This window comes from Streptomyces sp. NPDC050439, from assembly GCF_040655335.1.
Lineage (GTDB): Bacteria > Actinomycetota > Actinomycetes > Streptomycetales > Streptomycetaceae > Streptomyces.
This window is the reverse complement of record NZ_JBFAJT010000007.1, coordinates 503253-522396: the sequence shown is the minus strand read 5'-3', so window position 1 is coordinate 522396 and position 19144 is coordinate 503253. Positions and strand designations below refer to the sequence as shown.

15 protein-coding genes and 1 pseudogene are annotated in these 19144 nt (G+C 73.6%); 6 read left to right on the top strand and 10 right to left on the bottom strand.

The genetic code is table 11. The features are described 5' to 3' along the window. Position 1: 1 nt before the first annotated feature. The 4 genes from AB0I66_RS30240 to AB0I66_RS30225 form a co-directional block, all read right to left on the bottom strand. On the bottom strand, positions 2–4675 hold the full coding sequence (locus AB0I66_RS30240) for a hypothetical protein (RefSeq protein WP_363211101.1): 4674 nt from the start codon (positions 4673–4675) through the stop codon (positions 2–4). Positions 4676–4740: 65 nt separating this feature from the next. Next, the gene (locus AB0I66_RS30235) at positions 4741–5634 is read right to left on the bottom strand and encodes a hypothetical protein (protein ID WP_363211100.1); all 894 of its coding nucleotides are present in this window, start codon (positions 5632–5634) and stop codon (positions 4741–4743) included. A 97-nt stretch (positions 5635–5731) separates the two neighbouring features. After that, complete coding sequence (locus AB0I66_RS30230) at positions 5732–7258, bottom strand: hypothetical protein (RefSeq protein WP_363211099.1); 1527 nt, start codon at positions 7256–7258, stop codon at positions 5732–5734. An 81-nt stretch (positions 7259–7339) separates the two neighbouring features. Next, entirely contained in the window at positions 7340–8056 is a 717-nt protein-coding gene (locus tag AB0I66_RS30225) for a GntR family transcriptional regulator (RefSeq protein ID WP_363211098.1), read from the bottom strand. Positions 8057–8167: 111 nt separating this feature from the next. Between AB0I66_RS30225 and AB0I66_RS30220 the strand changes: the two genes are divergently transcribed. From AB0I66_RS30220 to AB0I66_RS30200, 5 genes are read left to right on the top strand one after another with little or no spacing between them, the layout of a single operon-like run. Continuing rightward, on the top strand, positions 8168–9478 hold the full coding sequence (locus AB0I66_RS30220; RefSeq protein WP_363211097.1) for an MFS transporter: 1311 nt from the start codon (positions 8168–8170) through the stop codon (positions 9476–9478). Beyond that, positions 9475–10266: a putative hydro-lyase gene (locus tag AB0I66_RS30215; protein ID WP_363211096.1), complete on the top strand. Its 792-nt coding sequence runs from the start codon at positions 9475–9477 to the stop codon at positions 10264–10266. Before AB0I66_RS30220 ends, AB0I66_RS30215 begins: the two co-directional genes overlap by 4 nt. 34 nt (positions 10267–10300) lie before the next feature. After that, positions 10301–11077: a 5-oxoprolinase subunit PxpA gene (locus AB0I66_RS30210; protein ID WP_363211095.1), complete on the top strand. Its 777-nt coding sequence runs from the start codon at positions 10301–10303 to the stop codon at positions 11075–11077. Next, positions 11074–11709, top strand: a complete 636-nt coding sequence (locus AB0I66_RS30205; protein ID WP_363211094.1) for an allophanate hydrolase subunit 1 — start codon at positions 11074–11076, stop codon at positions 11707–11709. Before AB0I66_RS30210 ends, AB0I66_RS30205 begins: the two co-directional genes overlap by 4 nt. Then, entirely contained in the window at positions 11706–12575 is an 870-nt protein-coding gene (locus tag AB0I66_RS30200) for a biotin-dependent carboxyltransferase family protein (RefSeq protein ID WP_363211093.1), read from the top strand. The genes AB0I66_RS30205 and AB0I66_RS30200 overlap by 4 nt, the downstream gene beginning before the upstream one ends. On the opposite strand, the pseudogene AB0I66_RS30195 reads toward AB0I66_RS30200, so the two are convergent. The 6 genes and pseudogenes from AB0I66_RS30195 to AB0I66_RS30170 all read right to left on the bottom strand — a co-directional run. Further along, positions 12476–12862 (bottom strand): annotated as a pseudogene (locus tag AB0I66_RS30195) (hypothetical protein); the annotation flags it as partial. The gene AB0I66_RS30200 and the pseudogene AB0I66_RS30195 overlap by 100 nt on opposite strands. Positions 12863–13114: 252 nt before the next feature. Continuing rightward, positions 13115–13969: an SGNH/GDSL hydrolase family protein gene (locus AB0I66_RS30190; protein WP_363211092.1), complete on the bottom strand. Its 855-nt coding sequence runs from the start codon at positions 13967–13969 to the stop codon at positions 13115–13117. Beyond that, positions 13966–15132 carry a glycosyltransferase gene (locus AB0I66_RS30185; protein WP_363211161.1) on the bottom strand — a complete coding sequence of 389 codons (1167 nt, stop codon included), beginning with the start codon at positions 15130–15132 and terminating at the stop codon, positions 13966–13968. Before AB0I66_RS30185 ends, AB0I66_RS30190 begins: the two co-directional genes overlap by 4 nt. 116 nt (positions 15133–15248) lie before the next feature. Further along, the gene (locus AB0I66_RS30180) at positions 15249–16382 is read right to left on the bottom strand and encodes a glycosyltransferase family 1 protein (protein WP_363211091.1); all 1134 of its coding nucleotides are present in this window, start codon (positions 16380–16382) and stop codon (positions 15249–15251) included. Between the two features lie 108 nt (positions 16383–16490). Next, entirely contained in the window at positions 16491–17909 is a 1419-nt protein-coding gene (locus tag AB0I66_RS30175; protein WP_363211090.1) for a HEAT repeat domain-containing protein, read from the bottom strand. A gap of 302 nt (positions 17910–18211) precedes the next feature. Beyond that, on the bottom strand, positions 18212–18604 hold the full coding sequence (locus AB0I66_RS30170; protein WP_363211089.1) for an ankyrin repeat domain-containing protein: 393 nt from the start codon (positions 18602–18604) through the stop codon (positions 18212–18214). A gap of 298 nt (positions 18605–18902) precedes the next feature. Here AB0I66_RS30170 and AB0I66_RS30165 point away from each other — a divergent pair, with 298 nt between their 5' ends. After that, positions 18903–19097 (top strand): hypothetical protein, encoded by a 195-nt coding sequence (locus AB0I66_RS30165; RefSeq protein ID WP_160503705.1) that lies wholly within the window; start codon positions 18903–18905, stop codon positions 19095–19097. The last annotated feature ends 47 nt before the right edge of the window (positions 19098–19144 follow it).

Genomic DNA, 19144 nt, shown 5'->3' with positions numbered 1-19144 from the left:
ATCAAGGCGTCGGCGCCGGGCGCTTGTACATGCGCGTCGCCGTGATCTCCCCGTGCACCGTCTCCTCGCCCGGGTCCTGCTGCGGCAGCCCCGGCCGCAGGTGTTCCTCGACGCTGATGTACTTCAGGCCCGCGCGCAGGTCCGCGTCGTTCCGCAACCGGATGACCAGCGGGAACTCCGCGAGCGCCGTCGTGTCGAACAGGCCGGTGGTGTAGAGCAGCTGCACGCCGAGCGCGTCCGAGACGGCCCGCTGGAGCTCCAGGAGGTACGTGGCGTTGGCGCGGCCGATGGGGTTGTCGAGGAAGAGCGTGCCGGCGTGCCGGTGCTTGTCGCGGCCCCGGTCGTTGCTGCGCAGGGCGGCCATCGTGCAGTACAGGGCGATGGCCGCGGTGAGCAGCTGCCCGCCGGAGAAGACGTCGCCCATCTGGCCGACCGGCACCCGCTCGGCGCGCAGCACGGCGTCCGGCTTGAGGATCTCGACGGCGATGCCCCGCGGTTCGAGGGCGGCCTGGACTCCGCGCAGGAGCAGGGACATGCCGTCCCGCCGCATGTCGGAGTTCTTCTTGACCGCGGCCCGCGTGGCCTCGTCGATGACCTCGCCGAGGCGTTCGGTCAGCGTCGCCTGGTCGGGCTCCTCGAAGCGGACGCGCAGGAACTCCTGGCCCGACCACTCCCCCAGGCCTTCGGGCAGCTGGGAGAGGCGCTGCGCGGAGCGGAGCGTGGCGAGGGAGGACTCCACGAGGCCGCGCAGGCGGTCCACGATGCTGTCGCGGTTGCGCTCCAGCTGCTCCAGCTCGTCGGTGAGCACCCGCAGCCGGGGCGCGAAGGCGTCGGCCCACTTCTTGGCGTGCTCCGGCAGCGCGGATGCGGGCAGTTCGCGGATCTGCTGGCGTGCGGGGGTGCGCACCTGCTCGTAGCGGGTGGAGTTCGCGTGCCGTACGAGGATGTCGCTGGCCTCGCGGACCGCGGCCTCGGCGGTGGAGAGGTCGGCGGCGCAGCCGCGCAGGGAACGCCGGGCCTCCGACGCGGACTGCCGGGCCTCTTCGAGGGAGCCGGGGTAGGGCTCGGGCTCTTCGGCGGTCTCCTCCTCCTGGTGCTGCTCGCGCAGGAGGTCCCGCAGGAGGGCCGCGGTCTCGTCGAAGCCGCCGGCGGCGTCCTCGGTGGCGCGGTGGGCGTGCAGGAGGGTGGCGTGCGCGTCCTTGGCCTGGCTCAGCGCCTCGGTGTGGGCGGCCAGTTCACCGGTGGCGGTGCGCAGCAGGGCCTGGGCCTGCTCGGCGTCGGCGGGGACCAGGTCTTCGGGGAGCTCGGTGTGCGCCTCGGCGTCGTCCTGCGGGGCGAGGCGCTCGGCCTCGCCGCGGAGCCTGCCGAGCTGCTCGCTCGCGGCGGAGGCACGGGTCTCGATGAGCTGGACCTGGGCCTCGGCGCGCGCGGACGCGGCCTGCCGGGAGGGGCCGTCGGAGCCGTCCGTGCCTTCCAGGAGCAGGGCGGCGCGGGTGCGGACCTTGTTGCTGAGCCGGTCGAGATCGGCGAGGGCGCCGCTCTCGTCGCTCTCGGCGCGGGCCTGTTCGGCGCGCAGGTCGGCGCCGACGCCGACCTTCTCGTAGAGCTGCGAGGCCGCGCGGTAGGCCTCGCGGAGGGCGGGCAGCGACGACTTGGGGGCAGCTGTGTCCTTGGGGGCCTCCGGCAGGTCCTCCGGTGCGCCCGCGATCTCGGCGCGCTCGGCGCGCAGGGCTCGGGCGGTGCGGCGGGCGTCGTCGGCGGCACGCTGGGCGGCGCGCCGGTCCTCGTCGGCGGCGCGGGCGCGGTCCAGGCAGGTCTGGGCGCGGGCCTCCGACTCCACGGCGTCATCGGCCAGTTCGCGCAGCTTGGTCTGCCAGCCCGCGCGCTCGCGCAGGCGGAACGCGAGGCCGGCGAGTGCGTCGGCGACGCGCCGCGCGCGCTGGGCGGCCTCCTGCCGCTCGTCACGCGCGCGTGCCGCTTCGGCCGCCGTCTCGTCGGCCTCGGCCCGGACCGTGCGGGCCTCGGCGAGTTCGGCCTCGGCCTCTTCGGCGAAGGCGCGGGCGCTGCGTGCGGCGGTGGCGAGCTCTTCGATGCGTCCGGCGGGGCAGCCGGCGCGCCAGGAGGTGAGCCGCGCGGCGAGCTCGCGGTCCTTGGTGAGGCGCGCGGCGAGCGTCCGGATCTCCTCGTCGCGCCGTGCCGCCCGCGTGCGGAGCGCCTGCCGCTCCTCGTCGGCGGCGTGCTCGTCGTGCATGGCGGGGTTCGGCGGCACGAGGAAGACGTCGCCGCCCTGTGCGTCCTCGCCGGGGGTCGGCGCGAGGAGGGCGGCAGCGGTGCCCACGGCCACGGCGGAGCGGGGCAGCAGGGCGGCGCCGGCGAGCGCCTCGCGGGCCCGTGCGTGCGTGGCGGGGTCGGTGATGACGACGCCGTCGACCAGTTCGGGCCTGGCGGCGAGCACGCGCGCGTGGTCGGCGGGGTCGACGGCCTGCGCGAGGTAGCGCCAGCCGGGCAGCGCGGGGATGCCGTGCTCGCCGAGGAACTCGACGGTGGCCAGGACGTCGGGCCCCGGCGGAAGAAGCCCGCCGTCGCCGAGTGCGCCCAGGATGCGGGAGTCGTCTGCGGCGGCGGTCCGCAGCTCGAAGAGCTGCCGCTCGGCGGACGCGACCCCGTCCTCCAGGAGGGTGCGGAGGTCGTCGGCGCCGCGGTCCAGTTCGGTGAGGGAGAGCGCGCCGTCGGTCGAGGTGCGGGTGCCCGCCTCGTCCTCCCGGTCAGCGCTGTTGCCTGTCTCCGCGGCCCCCTGGCGAGGCTGCGGAACCCCGCCCTGGGAGCTCGCCCCGGGCAGGCCGAGCAGCTCGGCGAGGCGCTCGTCCCCGGCGATCGACTCCGCCGCCCTGCGCTCCGCGTCGTACGCGTGCTCGGCCGCGTCGGCGGCGTCCGACGCGCGGGCCGCGGTGAGTTCGGCGCGGGCCTCCGCCGCGGCTGCCTCCTTGGCGTGCTCGGCGGCGCGCAGGGAGGTCTCGCGGGCGGTGTCCCAGGCGGCCGCCGCGCTCTTCTCGGCGTCGCTCGCGGCCAGTGCGGCGCGCGCCGGGTCGGCGTCCGGCGCGGTGTCGTCGAGCCAGCCCGCGCGGACGGCCTCCGCGGTCTCCTGCTCGACTTCGGAGAGGCGCTGACGGAGGTGTCCGGCCTCGCTGCGGGCGCGCTGCGCCTCGGTCGCGGCGACGGTCGCGTCGCGGTGGGCGGCCTCGCCGGTCTCCTGGAGCGCGGCCGAGCGCTCCTCCTCCTCGTTCGCGAGCGATTCGGCGCCCTCGGCCGCGGTGTGCAGCACACGGACGAGATCGGCCGCCGCCTTGGAGCGGGCGGCGAGGGCGGGCGCCGCGTCCCGCTCGGCCTCCAGGATCGCGGAGGCCACGCGCGCGGAGCGGTCGGCGGCCGCACGGTGGCGCAGAACGGCCTCGGCCGCCTGCCAGGCGGAGTGCAGCTGACGCGCGTCGGCCAGCTCGCGGCGCTGGGCGGCGGCGGCCTTCTCCGCGACGGTGAGCGCCAAGGAGGCGTGCCGGAAGGCTAGTTCGGCGGAGATCAAGGCGGACCTGCCGCGTGCTTCCTCTGCCGTGGTGACGGTCTGCGCGGCGGCGGTGACCCGCTCGGCGAGCTCCCCCGCCTTGTTCCGCTCGGCGACGGCGCGCGCGGAGAGGCGGCGGGCGAGCGTGCGGGTGCGCCGCTCGGCTCCCGCGTGCACGTCGCGCGCGCGTGACCGGGTGTCGGCGGCGTCGACGATGCGGCCGAGCAGGTCGACGGAGCCCGCGGTGAAGTCCCGCTCGGCGATGAGTTCGGAGCGGCGGCCCAGCTTGTTGCCGAAGCCGTGCACGAGGTCGGCGAGGCCGTCCGTGTCGCGGGTGTCCGTGACGGCGCGCAGCAGCAGGTCGGTGAAGTCGGAGTCCTTCTTGACGGCGAAGAGGCCCGCGGCCTCGCCCTCGTCGGCGTTCATCTCGCGCTGGTAGCGGAAGAGTTCGGGGTCGAGGCCCAGGTCGCCGAGGTGTTCGTTCCAGCGGTCGTGGATCTCCTCCCAGTGCACCTCGAGGTGGGGGTACGCCTTGCCCGCCTCGGTCAGCGCGTCACGGAAGCCCTTCATGGTGCGCCGCCGCCCCTGGGCACCCGAAGCGCCTTCCGCGGAGGGGCGTACGGCGGTGGACTCGGCGACCGGCAGCGAGTCCAGGCTCATGCCGGGGCCCGGCCGGAAGGAGTACCACGCCTCGGCGAACTTCCGCGGGTCGTTGGAGACCTGCCGACCGCGCCACTCGCTGACCTTGCCGACGACGACGCACTCGCCGGTCAGGGTGTGCTGCCACTCCAGGGCGACGTGCCCGCAGTCGTCGGCGAGCAGGAACTTGCGCAGCACTCCGGAGCTCGCGCCGCCCAGGGTGTTGCGGTGGCCCGGCAGCATCACCGAGAAGATCAGCTTGAGCAGGACGGACTTGCCGCCGCCGTTCTCCAGGAAGAGCACGCCCGCGGGCGCGGGGCGGCGCGGCGGGCCGACGGGCTCGTCCTCGAAGAACTCCGCCTGGGCGGGCGCGGGGTCGGGCACCTCCGCGCCGACGCCGCGCAGGTCAAGCACGGTGTCGGCGTAGCGCGCACCGGCTGGGCCGATGGAGTAGAGGCGGACCCGGGACAGCTCGTACATGGCGGCGGACTCTCGTCGTAAGTCGTGGGGAACAGCGGGAAGGTGGGGGGGCGGGGCGAGAGACGTCAGGAGTGGAAGGGCAGCCCCGCGTCGGCGGCCAGCTCCAGATCGTCGGTCTCTTCGGGAGGCAGCAGCGTCGCGGACCCGTCCGTGACGGGCACGATGCCCAGTTCGAGGAGTTCGGCCATGGCGGCGCCGCCCGCCATGTCGCGCACCTGCAGCTGATAGCGGGCCGTGGTGCGGTATGTGCCCCCGGAGTCGTCGCCCGTGCGCTGCAGGAACCCGGAGTCGGTGAGGAACGCGACGGCCTTGCCGATGATCCCGGTGGTCGATCCGGCCAGGCGTCGGGCGTCCTTGGTGGCGCCCGTCGAGCTGCGCCGCGCCCAGATCCGCCAGGCCGCCTCCAGACCGGGGGCGTCGGTGGCCGGGTCCGAGTTCTCGCCCTGCTCCTCGGCGCGCTCCTCCAGGCGGTGGCAGGCCTGCCGTACGAAGGCGTCCACGCCGTTGACCGTGACGCGGCCGATGTAGCCGTCGTCGGCGAGGTCCTCGGGGCGCGGGAACGCCAGGGCGGCGACGGCGAGATGGGCCAGACCGTGCAGGAAGCGGTCGGTGGAGTCGGCGGCCGTACGGCGGGCGTAGTCGCCCATGCGGACGGCGAACACGGAGTCCTCGGCGGCCGTCACGGCCATCCCCGCGCGCGGGGACACCTCCAGGACGACGAGACCGAGTCCGGCGGCGACGGCGTCGGCGAGCCGCGCGAAGGGCGGGTCCTCGCGGTACCTGCGCAGCAGTTCGGCGTACTCCTGGTCGCGGGCGGGCTGGAGCTTGGGCTGGAGCCCGAAGGCGACGAGGCGTGCGGCGTCGGCGGCGTCGGCCGGAGTGATGGGGGCGGTCGCCGCGGGGGGCGCCGTCGCGTCCGGCTCGCCCCACGCGGCGTGCTCTGCGGGGTGCTCGGTCACGGCTTGTGCTCCTTGCGGCGGTGGTACGGGAGAGGGTGGCGGGGGTCGGGGGTGCTCATGAGCGATTCGGGGGTGCTCACGAGCGTCTCGGGAGGGTTCACGCGCCCTCCGTCCGGCCGGCCGCCATGCCGGCGGCGTCGAGCAGCACCGTGCCCACGATGAGGTCGGCGCCGCCGAACTCCGGGTCGTCGAGCTGGGCGCCGTCGTCCACGGCGAACAGGAGCTTCTCCTCGCCCTGGCGGTAGGCGGTGCCGACCGGCGGGCTTGCCGCGTGGACGGCGAGGAGGGCGACCAGATAGGGCAGTTCGGTGTCGCGCCGGCGCGCGTCGGCGAGCAGCCCGGAGAGGCGCCTCGGCGCGTCGGCGGGCAGGTCGAGCAGCTCCATGGCGTCGGCGAGCTGTCCCTCGCTGAAGCGGCTGTCGTCGGGGGTGGCGATGAGGTCGGGCTCGGGCATCTCCATGCCCAGGTGCTCCCGCTCCTGCGGCGGCGTGAGCAGTATGTCCACGAGGTCGCCGACGCGGACGGACACGGGGGTGCGCAGCCCCGTGCCGCGCGCGAAGAACGCGCCCGTCACGCGGCTCGCCTGCTCGACCGGGAGGGGCAGGAGGGGGGCGACGAGCTGGCCGTACAGATCAAGACCGGTGCGGGTGGTGGGGGCAGCGAAGGCCTGGCGGTCCTGCTCGGCGCGGAACAGCGGGCCCGCTTCGAGGAGCCGCGACTGCAGCTGTGTGTGGCGGCGGATGCAGTCCTTGACGATGTCGACCAGCTCGGCGGCGCGGCGCTTCTGCTCGGGGTCCTCGGACTCGTCGCGTGCCTTGCGGATGTTCGTCAGGATCGCGTTCTCGTGACGGTAGCGGTCGGCGACGTGGTCGAGCGCCTCCGCGATCATGTCGGGGACGGCTTGGAGCCAGTCGACCGCGCGGACGTTGCGCCGGGTGGCGTCCAGGGCCCTGCGGAGCGTTTCCGAGTACTGCACGGTCCGATAGCGGGCCTGCTCGGCGGCGAGCTGGGCGTCGGCGAGACGGCCGCGGCTGATGAGTACCTCCAGCTTCACCTCAGCGGCGATCTGGGCGCTGGTGACGTCGGTGTCGAGGGCGCCCACCAGGACGTTGACCGCCTCGTCCGTCGTGCGGAGGTAGACACCGCCCCCGTACCCGGGCACTTCTTCGATCAGCTTGAAGTCGTAGTCCCTGCGCACATAGGTGCCGTCGGGCGCGAACGTGCCGTACACGGCGCGGAAGCCGCGGTCGACGCTGCCGACGTTGATCAGGTTCTCCAGGACCCAGCGGGCCACGCGCTCGTGCTCGGCCACCGGGCGGCGGGGGGCCTGGGCCCCGACGCGCGGCAGCAGCCTGGCCACGATCTGCTCGTGGTCGGCGCCGGTGTCGAAGTCCATGTTCAGGGTGACGAGGTCGATGGCGGAGAGGGCCACCTCCGCCATCGCGTACACCGAATACTCGCCCGCGAGGTTGGCCTTGCGCACGTCCAGGTCGTGCAGCGGCGCCGTGCAGGCGAGCGCGCGGAGCCGCCGCGCCAGGCCCTCGTCGGCGGCCGGGCCCAGAGCGGGCCTCGGCCCCGCGCTGAGCTGGGGCGGAGCGGTGTCCGTAACGGCAGGCGAAGTCACGCTGCACAGACTAGATCCTCGGTCTGACAACGGTCGAAACGGCGCAGATCTGGCAACGCCCCTCGGCGGCCCGCCGGGGGCTCAGCCGCCCGTCCGCTCGCCCTGCGCGACGCGGCTGCCGTAGACCTCGACGAGGCCGCGCAGCGAGTCGTCCAGGTAGACCGCGAGCAGCCGCTCGGCCTCCGCGGCGTCGCCCTCCTGCAGGGTCTGCAGTATCTGCCGGTTGCGCGCGAGGTAGGGCTCGTGCAGCCGGCGCGGATCGTCCACCACGTGGAAGGCCAGGCGGAGTTCGGCGAAGACGCTGCGCATCACCTCGTCGGTGCGGGCGCTTCCGGCGAGCGCGACCAGCTCCCGGTGGAAGTGGATGTTGGCGGTGGAGACGCCCTTCCACTTGCGCTCGCGGGCGGCCTTCGTGCCGTCCGCGACGGCGCTCGCGAGACCGTCGAGGACGAAGGGCGGATCGCCGAGTCCGCGGACGACGGCACATTCCACGAGGCGCCGAGTGCGGTAAATGTCCTCTACGTCCTCGATGGTGAGAACTCGGACAAATACCCCGCGGTTGAGCTGGTGGACCAGCAGTCGTTCGTGCGTGAGGAGACGGAAGGCCTCGCGCAACGTGTTGCGCGAGACGCCGAGCGCGCCGCCGATGCTGTCCTCCGACAGGCGCACTCCCGGCGGGAAGTACCCCTCGGCGATGCGGCTCCGGAGGATGTCCGACACCCGCTCCGCGGTACTGGAGCGCCCCAGGAGCGCACGGTCGTCGGCCAGTCCGCTCGGGTCAGCCATTCCCTCAGCCATGCCCGGATTCAATCGCAGATACAAGAACGAGACAACATGGGTATTGAGGGATCGTTCAACGATCCTCTACCTTGGCGGGCACGGCACAGTCCCCCCTCCTGCGAGGTGCCCATGAGCACACCCCCACCGCCCCAGCCCCTGTCGACCGACACCCGCCCCGCGGACGGCGACCCCGCCAACGACACTGACGACAGCGGCGCGTTCGGCTGGCTGCGCGCCCTCGGCCCGCGCGGCCGCCGCGCCTTCGCGGGCGCCTTCGGCGGTTACGCCCTCGACTCCTACGACTACTTCACGCTGCCGCTGAGCATGGTCGCGATCGCCGCGTACTACGGCCTGGACAGCGGTCAGACGGGCCTGCTCACCACGGTCACCCTGGTCGTCTCCGCCATCGGCGGCGCGATCGCCGGGGTGGTCGCGGACCGGATCGGCCGGGTCAAGGCGCTGATGATCACGGTCATCACGTACGCCGTCTTCACCGTCGCCTGCGGCTTCGCGCCCAACTACGAGACGCTGCTCGTCTTCCGCGCCCTCCAGGGCCTCGGTTTCGGCGGCGAGTGGGCGGTCGGCGCGATCCTGGTCGCCGAGTACGCCACCGCCAAGAACCGCGGCCGCACGCTCGGCGCGATCCAGAGCTCCTGGGCGATCGGCTGGGCGCTCGCCGTGATCGTCTACACCCTGGTGTTCCAGTTCCTCGACGAGGACATCGCCTGGCGCGTGATGTTCTGGACCGGGGCGCTGCCCGCCCTCCTCGTCGTCTACGTGCGCCGCAACGTGCACGACGCCCCGGAGGCGGCCGAGGAGCGCGAGAAGAGCGCGCACAAGGGGTCGTTCACCGCGATCTTCAAGCCGGGCCTGCTGCGCATCACGCTCTTCGCGGTGCTGCTCTCCACCGGCGTGCAGGGCGGCTACTACACGCTCGCCACCTGGGTGCCCACGTACCTGAAGACCGAGCGCGGCCTCACGGTGGTCGGCACGGGCGGGTATCTCGCGTTCCTGATCTCGGGTGCCTTCATCGGATATCTGGCCGGTGGCTATCTCACCGACATCCTCGGCCGCAAACGCAACATCACGCTCTTCGCGTTCCTCTCCGCGGCCAGCATCCTGGCCTACACGAACATCCCGGACGGGGCCAACGGCCTTCTCCTTGTGCTCGGTTTCCCGCTCGGCTTCTGTATGTCGGCCATTTTCAGCGGCTTCGGCTCGTTCCTCAGCGAGCTCTACCCGGCAGCCGTGCGCGGCACGGGGCAGGGCTTCACGTACAACACCGGACGCGCCGTGGGCGCCGTGTTCCCCACCATGGTCGGTTTCATGGCCGACAGCTGGGGCGTGGGCGGCGCGCTGGTCTTCGGCGCGCTGGGCTACGCCATCGCCGTGCTCGCGCTCTTCGGACTGCCCGAGACGCGCGGGAAGGAGCTGACATGAGCCCCTCGGTCACCGCTTCGCACAGCCCCGCGGAGGCCCGCGCGCTCTTTCGCGCGGGCACGAGCGGCCCGACAGCGGGCTGGGCGGCCGGCCACACCCAGGCCAATCTGATCGCCGTGCCCGCCGACTGGGCGTACGACATGCTGCTGTTCTGCCAGCGCAACCCGAAGCCGTGCCCGGTGCTCGACGTCACGGACGCGGGCTCCTGGACCACGCCCCTCGCGCCCGGCGCCGATCTGCGGACCGATCTGCCGCGCTACCGGGTGTGGCGGGACGGCGAGTTGGCCGACGAGCCGACGGACGTGGTCGAGCACTGGCGGGACGACCTGGTGTCGTTCCTCATCGGCTGCAGCTTCACCTTCGAATGGGCGCTGACGGAGTCCGGCGTCCCGATGCGCCATGTCGACCAGGGCCGCAACGTCTCCATGTACGTGACCACGCGCCCCTGCCGCCCGGCGGGCCGCCTGCACGGCCCCATGGTGGTGTCGATGCGGCATGTTCCGCCCGAGCATCTCTCGGCGGCGATCAGGGAGACCTCGCTGCTGCCCGCGGTGCACGGCGGTCCGGTGCACTGCGGGGACCCCGCGGGGCTCGGCATCGACGACCTGACCCGGCCCGACTTCGGTGATCCGGTGGCCGCCGAGCCCGGTGACATCCCGGTGTTCTGGGCATGCGGGGTGACACCCCAGGCGGCGGTGATGGCCTCGCGCCCGCCGTTCGCGATCACGCACGCGCCGGGCCAGATGTTCGTCACCGACGCCCGCGACGAGCAGTACCGGGTGGCCTGAGCGGCCGCCGAACGGAAACAGGAGACCTACGTAGATGACGGAAGCCTCGATCGACGCCGTGATCGATCTCAACGCCGACCTCGGTGAGGGCTTCGGCCGCTGGCGCCTGACCGACGACGAAGAGCTGCTCTCCGTCGTCACCAGCGCCAATGTGGCCTGCGGTTTCCACGCCGGGGACGCGGCCACCATGCGCCGCGTGTGCGAACAGGCCGCCGCGCGCGGCGTACGGATCGGCGCCCAGGTCTCCTACCGTGACCTGGCGGGCTTCGGGCGCCGCTCCATGGACGTGCCCGCCGACGAACTGGCGGCCGAAGTGGCTTACCAGATCGGCGCCCTGGAGGTCTTCGCGCGGGCGGCGGGTACGCGCGTGTCCTATGTGAAGCCGCACGGCGCGCTCTACAACCGCGTCGTCCACGACGAGGAACAGGCCCACGCCGTCGTCGACGGGGTCCTCCTCGCGGATGACACGCTGCCTGTCCTCGGGCTGCCGGGATCGCGCTTCCTCGAAGTGGCCGGCAAGGCCGGACTGCCGGTCGTCACCGAGGCGTTCGCGGACCGCGCGTACACCCCGGAGGGGACGCTCGTGCCGCGCGGCACCGAGGGCGCCGTCATCACGGAGGCGGATGTCGTCGTCGACCGCTCCGAGGGCATGGCCCGGTCCGGGTCCGTCACCGCTCTGGACGGCCGGCGGATCGGCGTCCGCGCGCGCTCGCTGTGCCTGCACGGCGACACCCCGGGAGCGGTGGCCCTCGCCCGGCAGGTTCGGGCGCGACTCGAGGGTGCGGGCGTGCGGGTGGAGGCCTTCGCGTGAGGGTGCTTCCGGTCGGCGATCTCGCGCTGCTCGTGGAACTCGCCGACGGCGACGAGGCGCAGGCCCTCCACGCCGAGTTGCTGCGCCGCAGGGCCGCGGGCCTGATCCGCGTACGGGAGATCGTGCCCGCGGCCCGCACGGTGCTCCTGGACGGCCTCGACGACCCCGTCCGCGTCGGCGCCGAGCTCGCCGCCCTGGAGGTACCACCGCTGTCATCGCGGGCGGAGGACGTCCGGGAGATCCCGGTCCGCTACGACGGGCCCGATCTGGCCGATGTGGCAGCGCACTGGGGGGTGCCGGTGGCCGAGGTGGCGCGCATCCACGCGGCCACCGAATTCCGGGTCGCCTTCTGCGGGTTCGCGCCCGGCTTCGGCTATCTCACCGGTCTTCCGGAGCGCTATGACGTGCCTCGCCGGGCCACACCGCGTACGAGTGTCCCGGCCGGCAGCGTCGCCCTCGCGGGTCCGTACACCGGGATGTATCCGCGCTCCTCGCCGGGCGGCTGGCAGTTGATCGGCACGACCGACGCGGTGCTGTGGGATCACGCGCGCGTGCCTGCCGCGCTGCTCGCCCCCGGGGTACGGGTGCGCTTCGTTCCCGCCCCTCTCGTCCATGGCTCGGAGGCACGATGACCGACCGTGCTTTCGCCGTCGTACGGGCCGGGGCGCTGACCACCGTGCAGGATCAGGGCCGCCCCGGGCACGCGCACCTCGGGGTGCCGCGCTCCGGGGCCCTCGATCCGGCCGCGGCCCGCCTCGCCAACCGCCTCGTCGGCAACCCGTCCGACGCCGCCGTCCTGGAGACCACGCTCAACGGCTGCTCCGTGCGGCCGCGTTGCGCGGTGACGGTGGCGGTCGTGGGGGCGCCCTGCGCGGTGACGGTCGACGGCCGACCTGTGGCATGGGGCGCGCCCGTGCGGGTGCCGGCCGGTGCGCTGCTCGACGTCTCGGCGGCCGTCTCCGGAGTACGTAGCTATGTCGCGTTCAGTGGCGGCGTGGCCGTCGAACCGGTCCTCGCCAGCCGCTCCACCGACCTGCTCTCCGGGCTCGGCCCTTCCCCGCTCGCGGACGGCGCCGTCATCCCGCTGGGGGTGGCTGCCGGGCCCCACGCGCGCGTGGACACCGTTCCGCACCCCGCGCCGCCCCGCGAGCTGATCCTCAGGGTGACGCCGGGTCCGCGCGCCGACTGGTTCACCCCCGCGGCCCTGCGCACGCTGACCACGCGCGCGTACCGGGTGTCCTCGGCGAGCAACCGCATCGGCCTGCGCACCGAAGGCCCCTCCCTGGAGCGGGAGCTCACCGGCGAGCTCCCCAGCGAGGGCATGGTCCTCGGCGCCGTCCAAGTGCCGCCGGACGGGCGCCCCGTGGTGTTCCTCGCCGACCACCCGACCACCGGGGGCTACCCGGTGATCGCGGTGGTCAGAGAGGCCGACCTGTCCGACGCGGCACAAGCGGTACCGGGAACGCCGATCCGCTTCGTCCCGGCGGCACGACGCTGAGGCATCCCCTCAACGCCGCCTCCGGCAGCTCGGCCGCGGTCAGCGCGGCGAGAGTGAGCAGTCGGGGCAACAGGCTGGTGCATCTGCGCGCCACCCAGCCAGTACCGGGAACGCCGGTCCGCTTCATCCCGGCGGCACGACACTGAGGCGCCCCCTTCCGCCGCCTCCGGCGCCGCCAACATCGCGTGCGCGACACTCAGATCGAGCCGGGCACTGCTCCCCCCGGCAGCGAGGGTGAGCAGCTGCGGCAGCAAGTCGCTGGATCTGCGCACCACCCAACCCGTGCCGGGAACGCCGATCCGATTCATCCCGGCGGCACGACGCTGAGAAGCCCCCTTCCGCGACTCTCCTACGCCACCTCCGCCACCGCCAACACCGCGTGCGCGACACTCAGATCGAGCCGGGCACTGCTGCCCCGGCGGCGAGGGTGAGCAGTTGCGGCAGCAAGTCGGTCCATCTGCGCACCACCCAGCCGGTGCCGGGACGCCGGCCCGATTCATCCCGGCGGCACGACGCTGAGACATCCCTCCGCGCCCCCCTTACGCCGCCTCCGGCTGCTCGGCCGCAGCCAGCGCGGCGAGGGCCGCCGTCATCGCTTGGGCGGCGCTCAGGTCGAGCCGGGCGCTGTTGCCCCGCGCCTGGTGACGTACCTCCTCGGCGGCGAGCGTGAGCAGTTGGGGCAACAGGTCGGTACATCTGCGCGCCACCCAGCCGGTGCCCGCCGTGGCCAGCCAGAGCAGGTTTGCCGACCGGGTGGGCGCGGGCAGTTGGGGCTCGCACGAGGGCGGGCTGCCCGCCGCGAGGCCCCGGGCGGCGAGCAGGGCGTGAAAGCGGGCGGCGACCAGGCGGTGGCCTCGCTCGCCGGGGTGCAGCCGGTCCGCGCTCCACAGGGTGCGGTCGGCGACCCACTCGTCCTCCGCGAGGTGCAGGTGCACGGCGCCGTATCGCTCGGACAGCGCGTGCACGACGGCGTTTACCGTGCGTTGCCGCCGGGCCAGCGGGCGGGCCAGCGCGCCGGGCAGGCCGAGCATGGCCCCCGGATCCGGGAGGCATGCGGTGAGCAGCTGGGTGCCTTGCAGGGCGCAGGCTCCGTAGATCTCGTCGAGGCGCATGGCCACGCCACGGATGTCGAACGTGCAGCGGAGGGTGTCGTTGACGCCGACGATCACGGACGCCAGGTCGGGCCGCAGCTCCAGCGCCTCGGGGAGCTGGCGCCGCAGCACGTCCGAGGTCTGGGCCCCGCTGACGGCCAGGTTGTGGAACCCCACCTCCCTCTCACCCACCGCAAGGCCCCGGGCCAACAACGCCGCCCACCCCCGCAGACCGCGCTCCACCGGATCACCGACACCCTCGGTGAGGGAATCCCCCAGAGCCACAAAACACAGCGGCTTCACGGGGCACCCCCCTCACGCGCGCCAAACCCGCCGCAGGGACCTCCGACCCCGGCCCCCGCCTCATGCGCCCCCAAGAACGCCGCAACCGCCCTCTCCCACCCGAAACACTCCGCACGCGCGCGTGCCGTCCCCCTACGGTGCCCCTCGGGGCGGGCGAGGAGTGTCTGGACGGCGGTCGCGAACGCCCTGCCGTCATCCTTCGCCACCGCGCCCGCGCCGCCCACGATCTCCGGCAGCGCCGATGACGCGCTGGCCACCACGGGCGTACCGCAGGCCAGCGACTCCAGGGCCGCGAGGCCGAACGTCTCGCAGGGGCCCGGCGCGAGGCAGACGTCGGCCGTGGCCTGCAGCGCTCCCAGAGCCGCGCGGTCCGCGACGTGCCCCAGGAACGTCACCGGCAACCGCCGCTCACGCGCACGCAGTTCGAGACGGGCCCGCAGCGGCCCGTCCCCCGCCACCACAAGGACAGCCGGAACGCCCCGGCCCCGGAGCGCCTCCAGTGCGTCGAGCGCCATGCCCGGCCGCTTCTCCACGGACAGCCGGGAGCAGAGCGCCAGCAAGATTTCGTCCACGCGCGCGTGACGGGCGCGCACGCGTGGATCACGCAGCTCCGGACGGCTGCCCATCAGGTCCACACCGAGCGGCGCGCGGACGACATTGCGCGCCCCCACGCGGACGAACTCGCGCTCGGCCCACTCCGTGGTGCACACCACCCGCGCATAGGCGTGCGCCGTACGGGAGTTGAGGGCGTCGGCGGCCCGCAGGGCGATCTCCTGGGGCATGCCCCAGGTGCCGAGGACCCCGTGGGCCGTCTCGTGGGAGACCATCACGGCCGGGATCCTGCGGTGCCTGGCCCAGGCGCCGGTCCAGCGCAGGGTCGTACGGTCGGAGACCTCTATGCGGTCGGGGGCGAGGCGTTCGAGGACCCGGGCCACCCTCCGTCGGTCCATGAGGACGCGGTAGCCGCCGGTGCCGGGCAGCAGCGTGCCCGGCAGGGTCACGACCTGGCCCTGGTCGGTGTCGCGGACGCCGGCCCGCTCGCCGGGCACGATCAGCACGGGCTCGTGCCCGGCAGCGCGGTAACCGCGCCCCAGCTCCCGCAGCGCGGTCCGCAGTCCGCCTGACGAGGGGGCCACGAAGTTCGCGAGCCGCACGATGCGCAGCGAGTCAGCGGGACGCCCGCCGCCCCCTGCCCCACCGCCCCCAGCCCTAGCCGCAGCCGCAGCCGCGCGAGCCGCCGCAGCCGCACGGTAAGCCGCCTCCCGGTACAAGGACGCCCTCACGCCGCCACCCCCGCCGTCCGCGCGGCAAGCACCTGCGAGTAGTGGTCGACGAGCTGCTCGCCCACCGCGTCCCAGGTCCGCCCCTCCACGGCCGCACGCCCCGCCCGCCCGTACGCCGCGCGCAGCCCCGGATCGGCGGCGAGCGCCCAGACCGCGTCCCGCACCGCGAGGGCGTCGCACGGCGGCACCAGGGCTCCGGTGCGCCCCGGGACGACGAGGTCGAGCGGCCCGCCCGCGGCGGGCGCGATCACCGGCACACCGCTGGCCATGGCTTCCTGCACCGTCTGGCAGAACGTCTCGTAGGGCCCCGTATGCACGAAGAGGTCCAACGAGGCGAAGATCCGCGCCAGTTCACCCCCGGTGCGGCGCCCCAGCATCACCGCGCCGGGCAGCGCCGCCCGTACGGACCCCTCGCTGGGTCCGTCACCGACGACGACCAGACGCACGCCCTCAAGGGAGCACACCCCGGCGAGGAGCTCGACCTGCTTCTCGGGGGCGAGACGCCCCACGTAGCCGACGATCAGCTCGCCGTTCGGCGCGAGTTCACGGCGTACGGCCTCATCCCGAAGGGCGGGACGGAACCGGGCCGTGTCCACGCCCCGAGGCCACAGCCGCACCCGCGGCACCCCGTGCGCCACGAGATCACGCAGGGCCGCGGACGACGGGGCGAGGGTGCGGTCGGCCGCGGCGTGGACGGCACGGATGCGGCGCCAGGCGGTGGACTCGCCCATCCCCATGTACGTACGGGCGTAGCCGCCCAGATCCGTCTGGTAGACGGCGACGGCGGGTAGGCCCAGGCGCGCGGCGGACGCCATGCCGCGCGCGCCGAGGACGAACGGGCTGGCCAGGTGGACGAGTTGGGCCCCGTGCGCGCTCAGCGCCGCCGACAGGCGCCAGCTGGGCAGGGCCACCCTGACCTGGGGGTATCCGGGAAGCGGCAGGGAGGGGACGCGGATGACGGGGCAGGGCGCGCTTGCGTCGGCTGCGGCGTCCGCCCCGGCCGCAGGGGCCGGGGCGATGACCAGGGGGTCGTGGCCGCGTGCGGCGAGCTGCCGGGCGGTCTGCAGGGCGCAGTGCGCCACGCCGTTGACGTCGGGAGGGAAGGATTCGGTGACGATGACGACACGCATACCCGTGTTGTCGTCCCGCGGGGCGTGGTCACGTCAACGTGGATCTTTCCTGGCGAGGAACGTCCCATGAGCGTTGCCCTCCGCGCGCCCCGCCCCGGGGCGCGCGGGTCACACCTCGGCCGCGTCGGGGTCGATCCTGCTGCGTACCGCGGTCTGTACCTCGTCCTCCTCGGCGGGGTCCGCGGCGAGCCTTCTGAGCTGGGTGACCACGCGGGCGTCACCGGTCTCGGCGTGCCGTGCGGCGACCTCGCGGGTGGATTCCTCGCAGTCCCACAGGCACTCGACGGCGAATCCGGCGGCGAAGGAGGGATCGGTGGCGGCGAGCGCGCGGGCGGCGCGGCCGCGCAGGTGGGAGGAGGCGGTCTCGCGGTAGACGTGGCGAAGGACGGGGGCCGCGCAGGCGATGCCGAGCCGTCCCGCGCCGTCGACGAGGGTCCAGAGGGTCGGCGCGTCCGGGCCTTCGCCGCGGACGGCCTCGCGGAGTGCGGCGAGCACGAGCTTGCTGTCCTGGGCACCGCCCCTGCAGGCGAGGACCCGTCCCGCGGCGGCGCCGAGCTCGTCGGGCCGCTGGGCCCAGCGACGGGCCCGCTCGACGGCGGCGACGCTGCGCATCCGTTCGAAGGCCTCTGCCGCGGCGTCCACGACGGCCCGCGACGGGCTCTCCACGGCGAACTCGATGAGGTCGAACACGTCGGGGTCCTGGGCGTCGGCGAGGTAGCGCAGGGCCGTGCCGCGCGCCCCGTCGGAGCCGTTGCGGGCGGCTTCGAGGATCTCGGCGCGATCCTCGGGCCCGGCGACCGCGCTCAGGCAGCGGGCGGCGGGCACATGCAGGACGGTGCCGCGTTCGAGCCCTTCCTGCGCCCAGTCGAAGACGGCCTGGACGCTCCAGCCGGGGCGTGGCCCCGAGGGGCGCATCTGTCGTTGCCAGCGGTCGAAGGAGCCCTGTTCGCGTGCGGCGCGCACCCGGGCACCGACGGCCTCCCGGGGGTCCTCCTCCCACAGCCGCCAGGGCCGGGGTTCGTAGGCGTCGCGCACGACGGCGGCCAGTTCGGCCTCGCCCTCGGCGTCCGAGGGGAACCTGGCGAGCACCGGCACGGCGAGGGCGCGCAGGCCCGCGTCGTCGTCACGCATCGCCAGTTCGTCCAGGGCCCAGGCCCAGTTGGTGCCGAAGGCGGCGTACCGGCGCAGCAGTTCGAGGGCGTCGTGCCTGCCGTACGAGGCGAGGTGCCCCAGGACGGCGAGCGCCAGGCCGGTGCGTGAGTCGTCCGTGTTCAGGACGTCCTCGGGGTCGAACAGATGCCGCTCGATCTCCTCGATCCCGCCACGGAGATCGAGGTAGAGCCTGGCGTAGTAGAGGGAGCGGTTCTCGACCTGCCAGTCGTGGCGTGGGTCGTGGAGCACGCAGGTCTCCAAGGCGGCGAGCGCCTCGGACCTGGCTGCGGTGAGTGCGTGCAGGGTGCCGTCGCCGCGGCCTCGCTGCAGCAGGCCGAGCAGCGTACCGCTGGGCGCTATGACCGGATCGAACATGGGAAACAGCCTCACATCAAGCGTCGACGCAACCGGGAATCGTGAATTACCTGGCCGTGCGCCAACACGTCGGGCCGCCCGCCGTCTTCTGCTTGCTGTAGACCATCTTTCTCTGCCTCTCGTCGGTGGCCCGTAGAGATCCCGGACGGGAGGTCCGGGGGCGGGCCGCTCACGGTCCACGCGGTGCGGCAACTCCTGCCCCGCCGTCGCGTCCGTGAATCACGTCGTCATGATGACCCAGCGGTTCACACCGCCGCGACCACATTTCCAGCGCCCCCGTTGTTGCTGGTCAGGTACCCCGCTCAGGCCGCCCCGAACAGCGCGAGCAGCTCCGTCTTGGCGAACATGCGGGCGGTGTCCACCGCCGACGGCGTGCCCGCGGCCGGATCCGCTCCTCCGTCGAGCAGCGCCCGGATCACCGCGTCCTCGCCCTTGAAGACGGCGCCGGCGAGCGGCGTCTGCCCCCGGTCGTTGGCACGGTTGGCGTCACCGCCCCGCTCCAGGAGCGCCCGGACCGCGTCCGCGTGGCCGTGGTAGGCGGCGAGCATCACGAGCGAGTCGCCGCTGTCGTTGGTGAGGTTCGCCGGAACGCCTGCGTCCACGTACGCGGCGAGGGCCGCGGTGTCGCCCTGGCGCGCCAGATCGAAGATCTTGGTCGCCAGCTCCACGACTTCCGGGTCGGGGGCTTCGCTCATGGACCAGACCGCCTTTCTACTGCGGGGTGACTTCGGGGGTGCGTACGGCGCCCGATGCAGCCGTACGAGTGAATCGACAGGGTACTGCCCGTCCGGGCACATGACGGGGCGCGCCCGCGGCAAAGATCACGAAGGCACCCGGACGTCTGCCGGAGGCGCGCTCGGGAGGCCCAACAACCCTCCGCCATTCGAGGGAAATTCGCGAAAATTACCCCATTTGCACCTTTAATCGTATGGATACATGCTGTGAACCTGGAACAACTCATGGTGACTGCCCCCACCAACCAGGAGAACCGTCATGATCCTTTCCATCTCGGGCGTCGTGCTGCTCGGCATCATCGTCTTCCTGTTCTTCCGCAAGGACGGGCTCAAGGCGTCCCACGCCGTGGTCTGCGCGCTCTTCGGCTTCTTCATGGCGGGCACCGCCATCGCCCCGAGCATCAAGGCCGGCAGCGCGAGCCTGGCGAGCCTCCTCGGCGGGATCAAGTTCTGACGCCTCCTGCCCCCTGCAGCACTTCGTTCGCACCATCTGGAGACTGA

Bases quoted from the DNA above. Each gene is read 5' to 3' on its own strand.
- AB0I66_RS30240 (WP_363211101.1), bottom strand. From the start codon at position 4,675: ATGTACGAGCTGTCCCGGGTCCGCCTCTACTCCATCGGCCCAGCCGGT.
- AB0I66_RS30225 (WP_363211098.1), bottom strand. From the start codon at position 8,056: ATGGCTGAGGGAATGGCTGACCCGAGCGGACTGGCCGACGACCGTGCG.
- AB0I66_RS30220 (WP_363211097.1), top strand. From the start codon at position 8,168: ATGAGCACACCCCCACCGCCCCAGCCCCTGTCGACCGACACCCGCCCC.
- AB0I66_RS30215 (WP_363211096.1), top strand. From the start codon at position 9,475: ATGAGCCCCTCGGTCACCGCTTCGCACAGCCCCGCGGAGGCCCGCGCG.
- AB0I66_RS30210 (WP_363211095.1), top strand. From the start codon at position 10,301: ATGACGGAAGCCTCGATCGACGCCGTGATCGATCTCAACGCCGACCTC.
- AB0I66_RS30200 (WP_363211093.1), top strand. From the start codon at position 11,706: ATGACCGACCGTGCTTTCGCCGTCGTACGGGCCGGGGCGCTGACCACC.
- AB0I66_RS30180 (WP_363211091.1), bottom strand. From the start codon at position 16,382: ATGCGTGTCGTCATCGTCACCGAATCCTTCCCTCCCGACGTCAACGGC.
- AB0I66_RS30175 (WP_363211090.1), bottom strand. From the start codon at position 17,909: ATGTTCGATCCGGTCATAGCGCCCAGCGGTACGCTGCTCGGCCTGCTG.
- AB0I66_RS30170 (WP_363211089.1), bottom strand. From the start codon at position 18,604: ATGAGCGAAGCCCCCGACCCGGAAGTCGTGGAGCTGGCGACCAAGATC.
- AB0I66_RS30165 (WP_160503705.1), top strand. From the start codon at position 18,903: ATGATCCTTTCCATCTCGGGCGTCGTGCTGCTCGGCATCATCGTCTTC.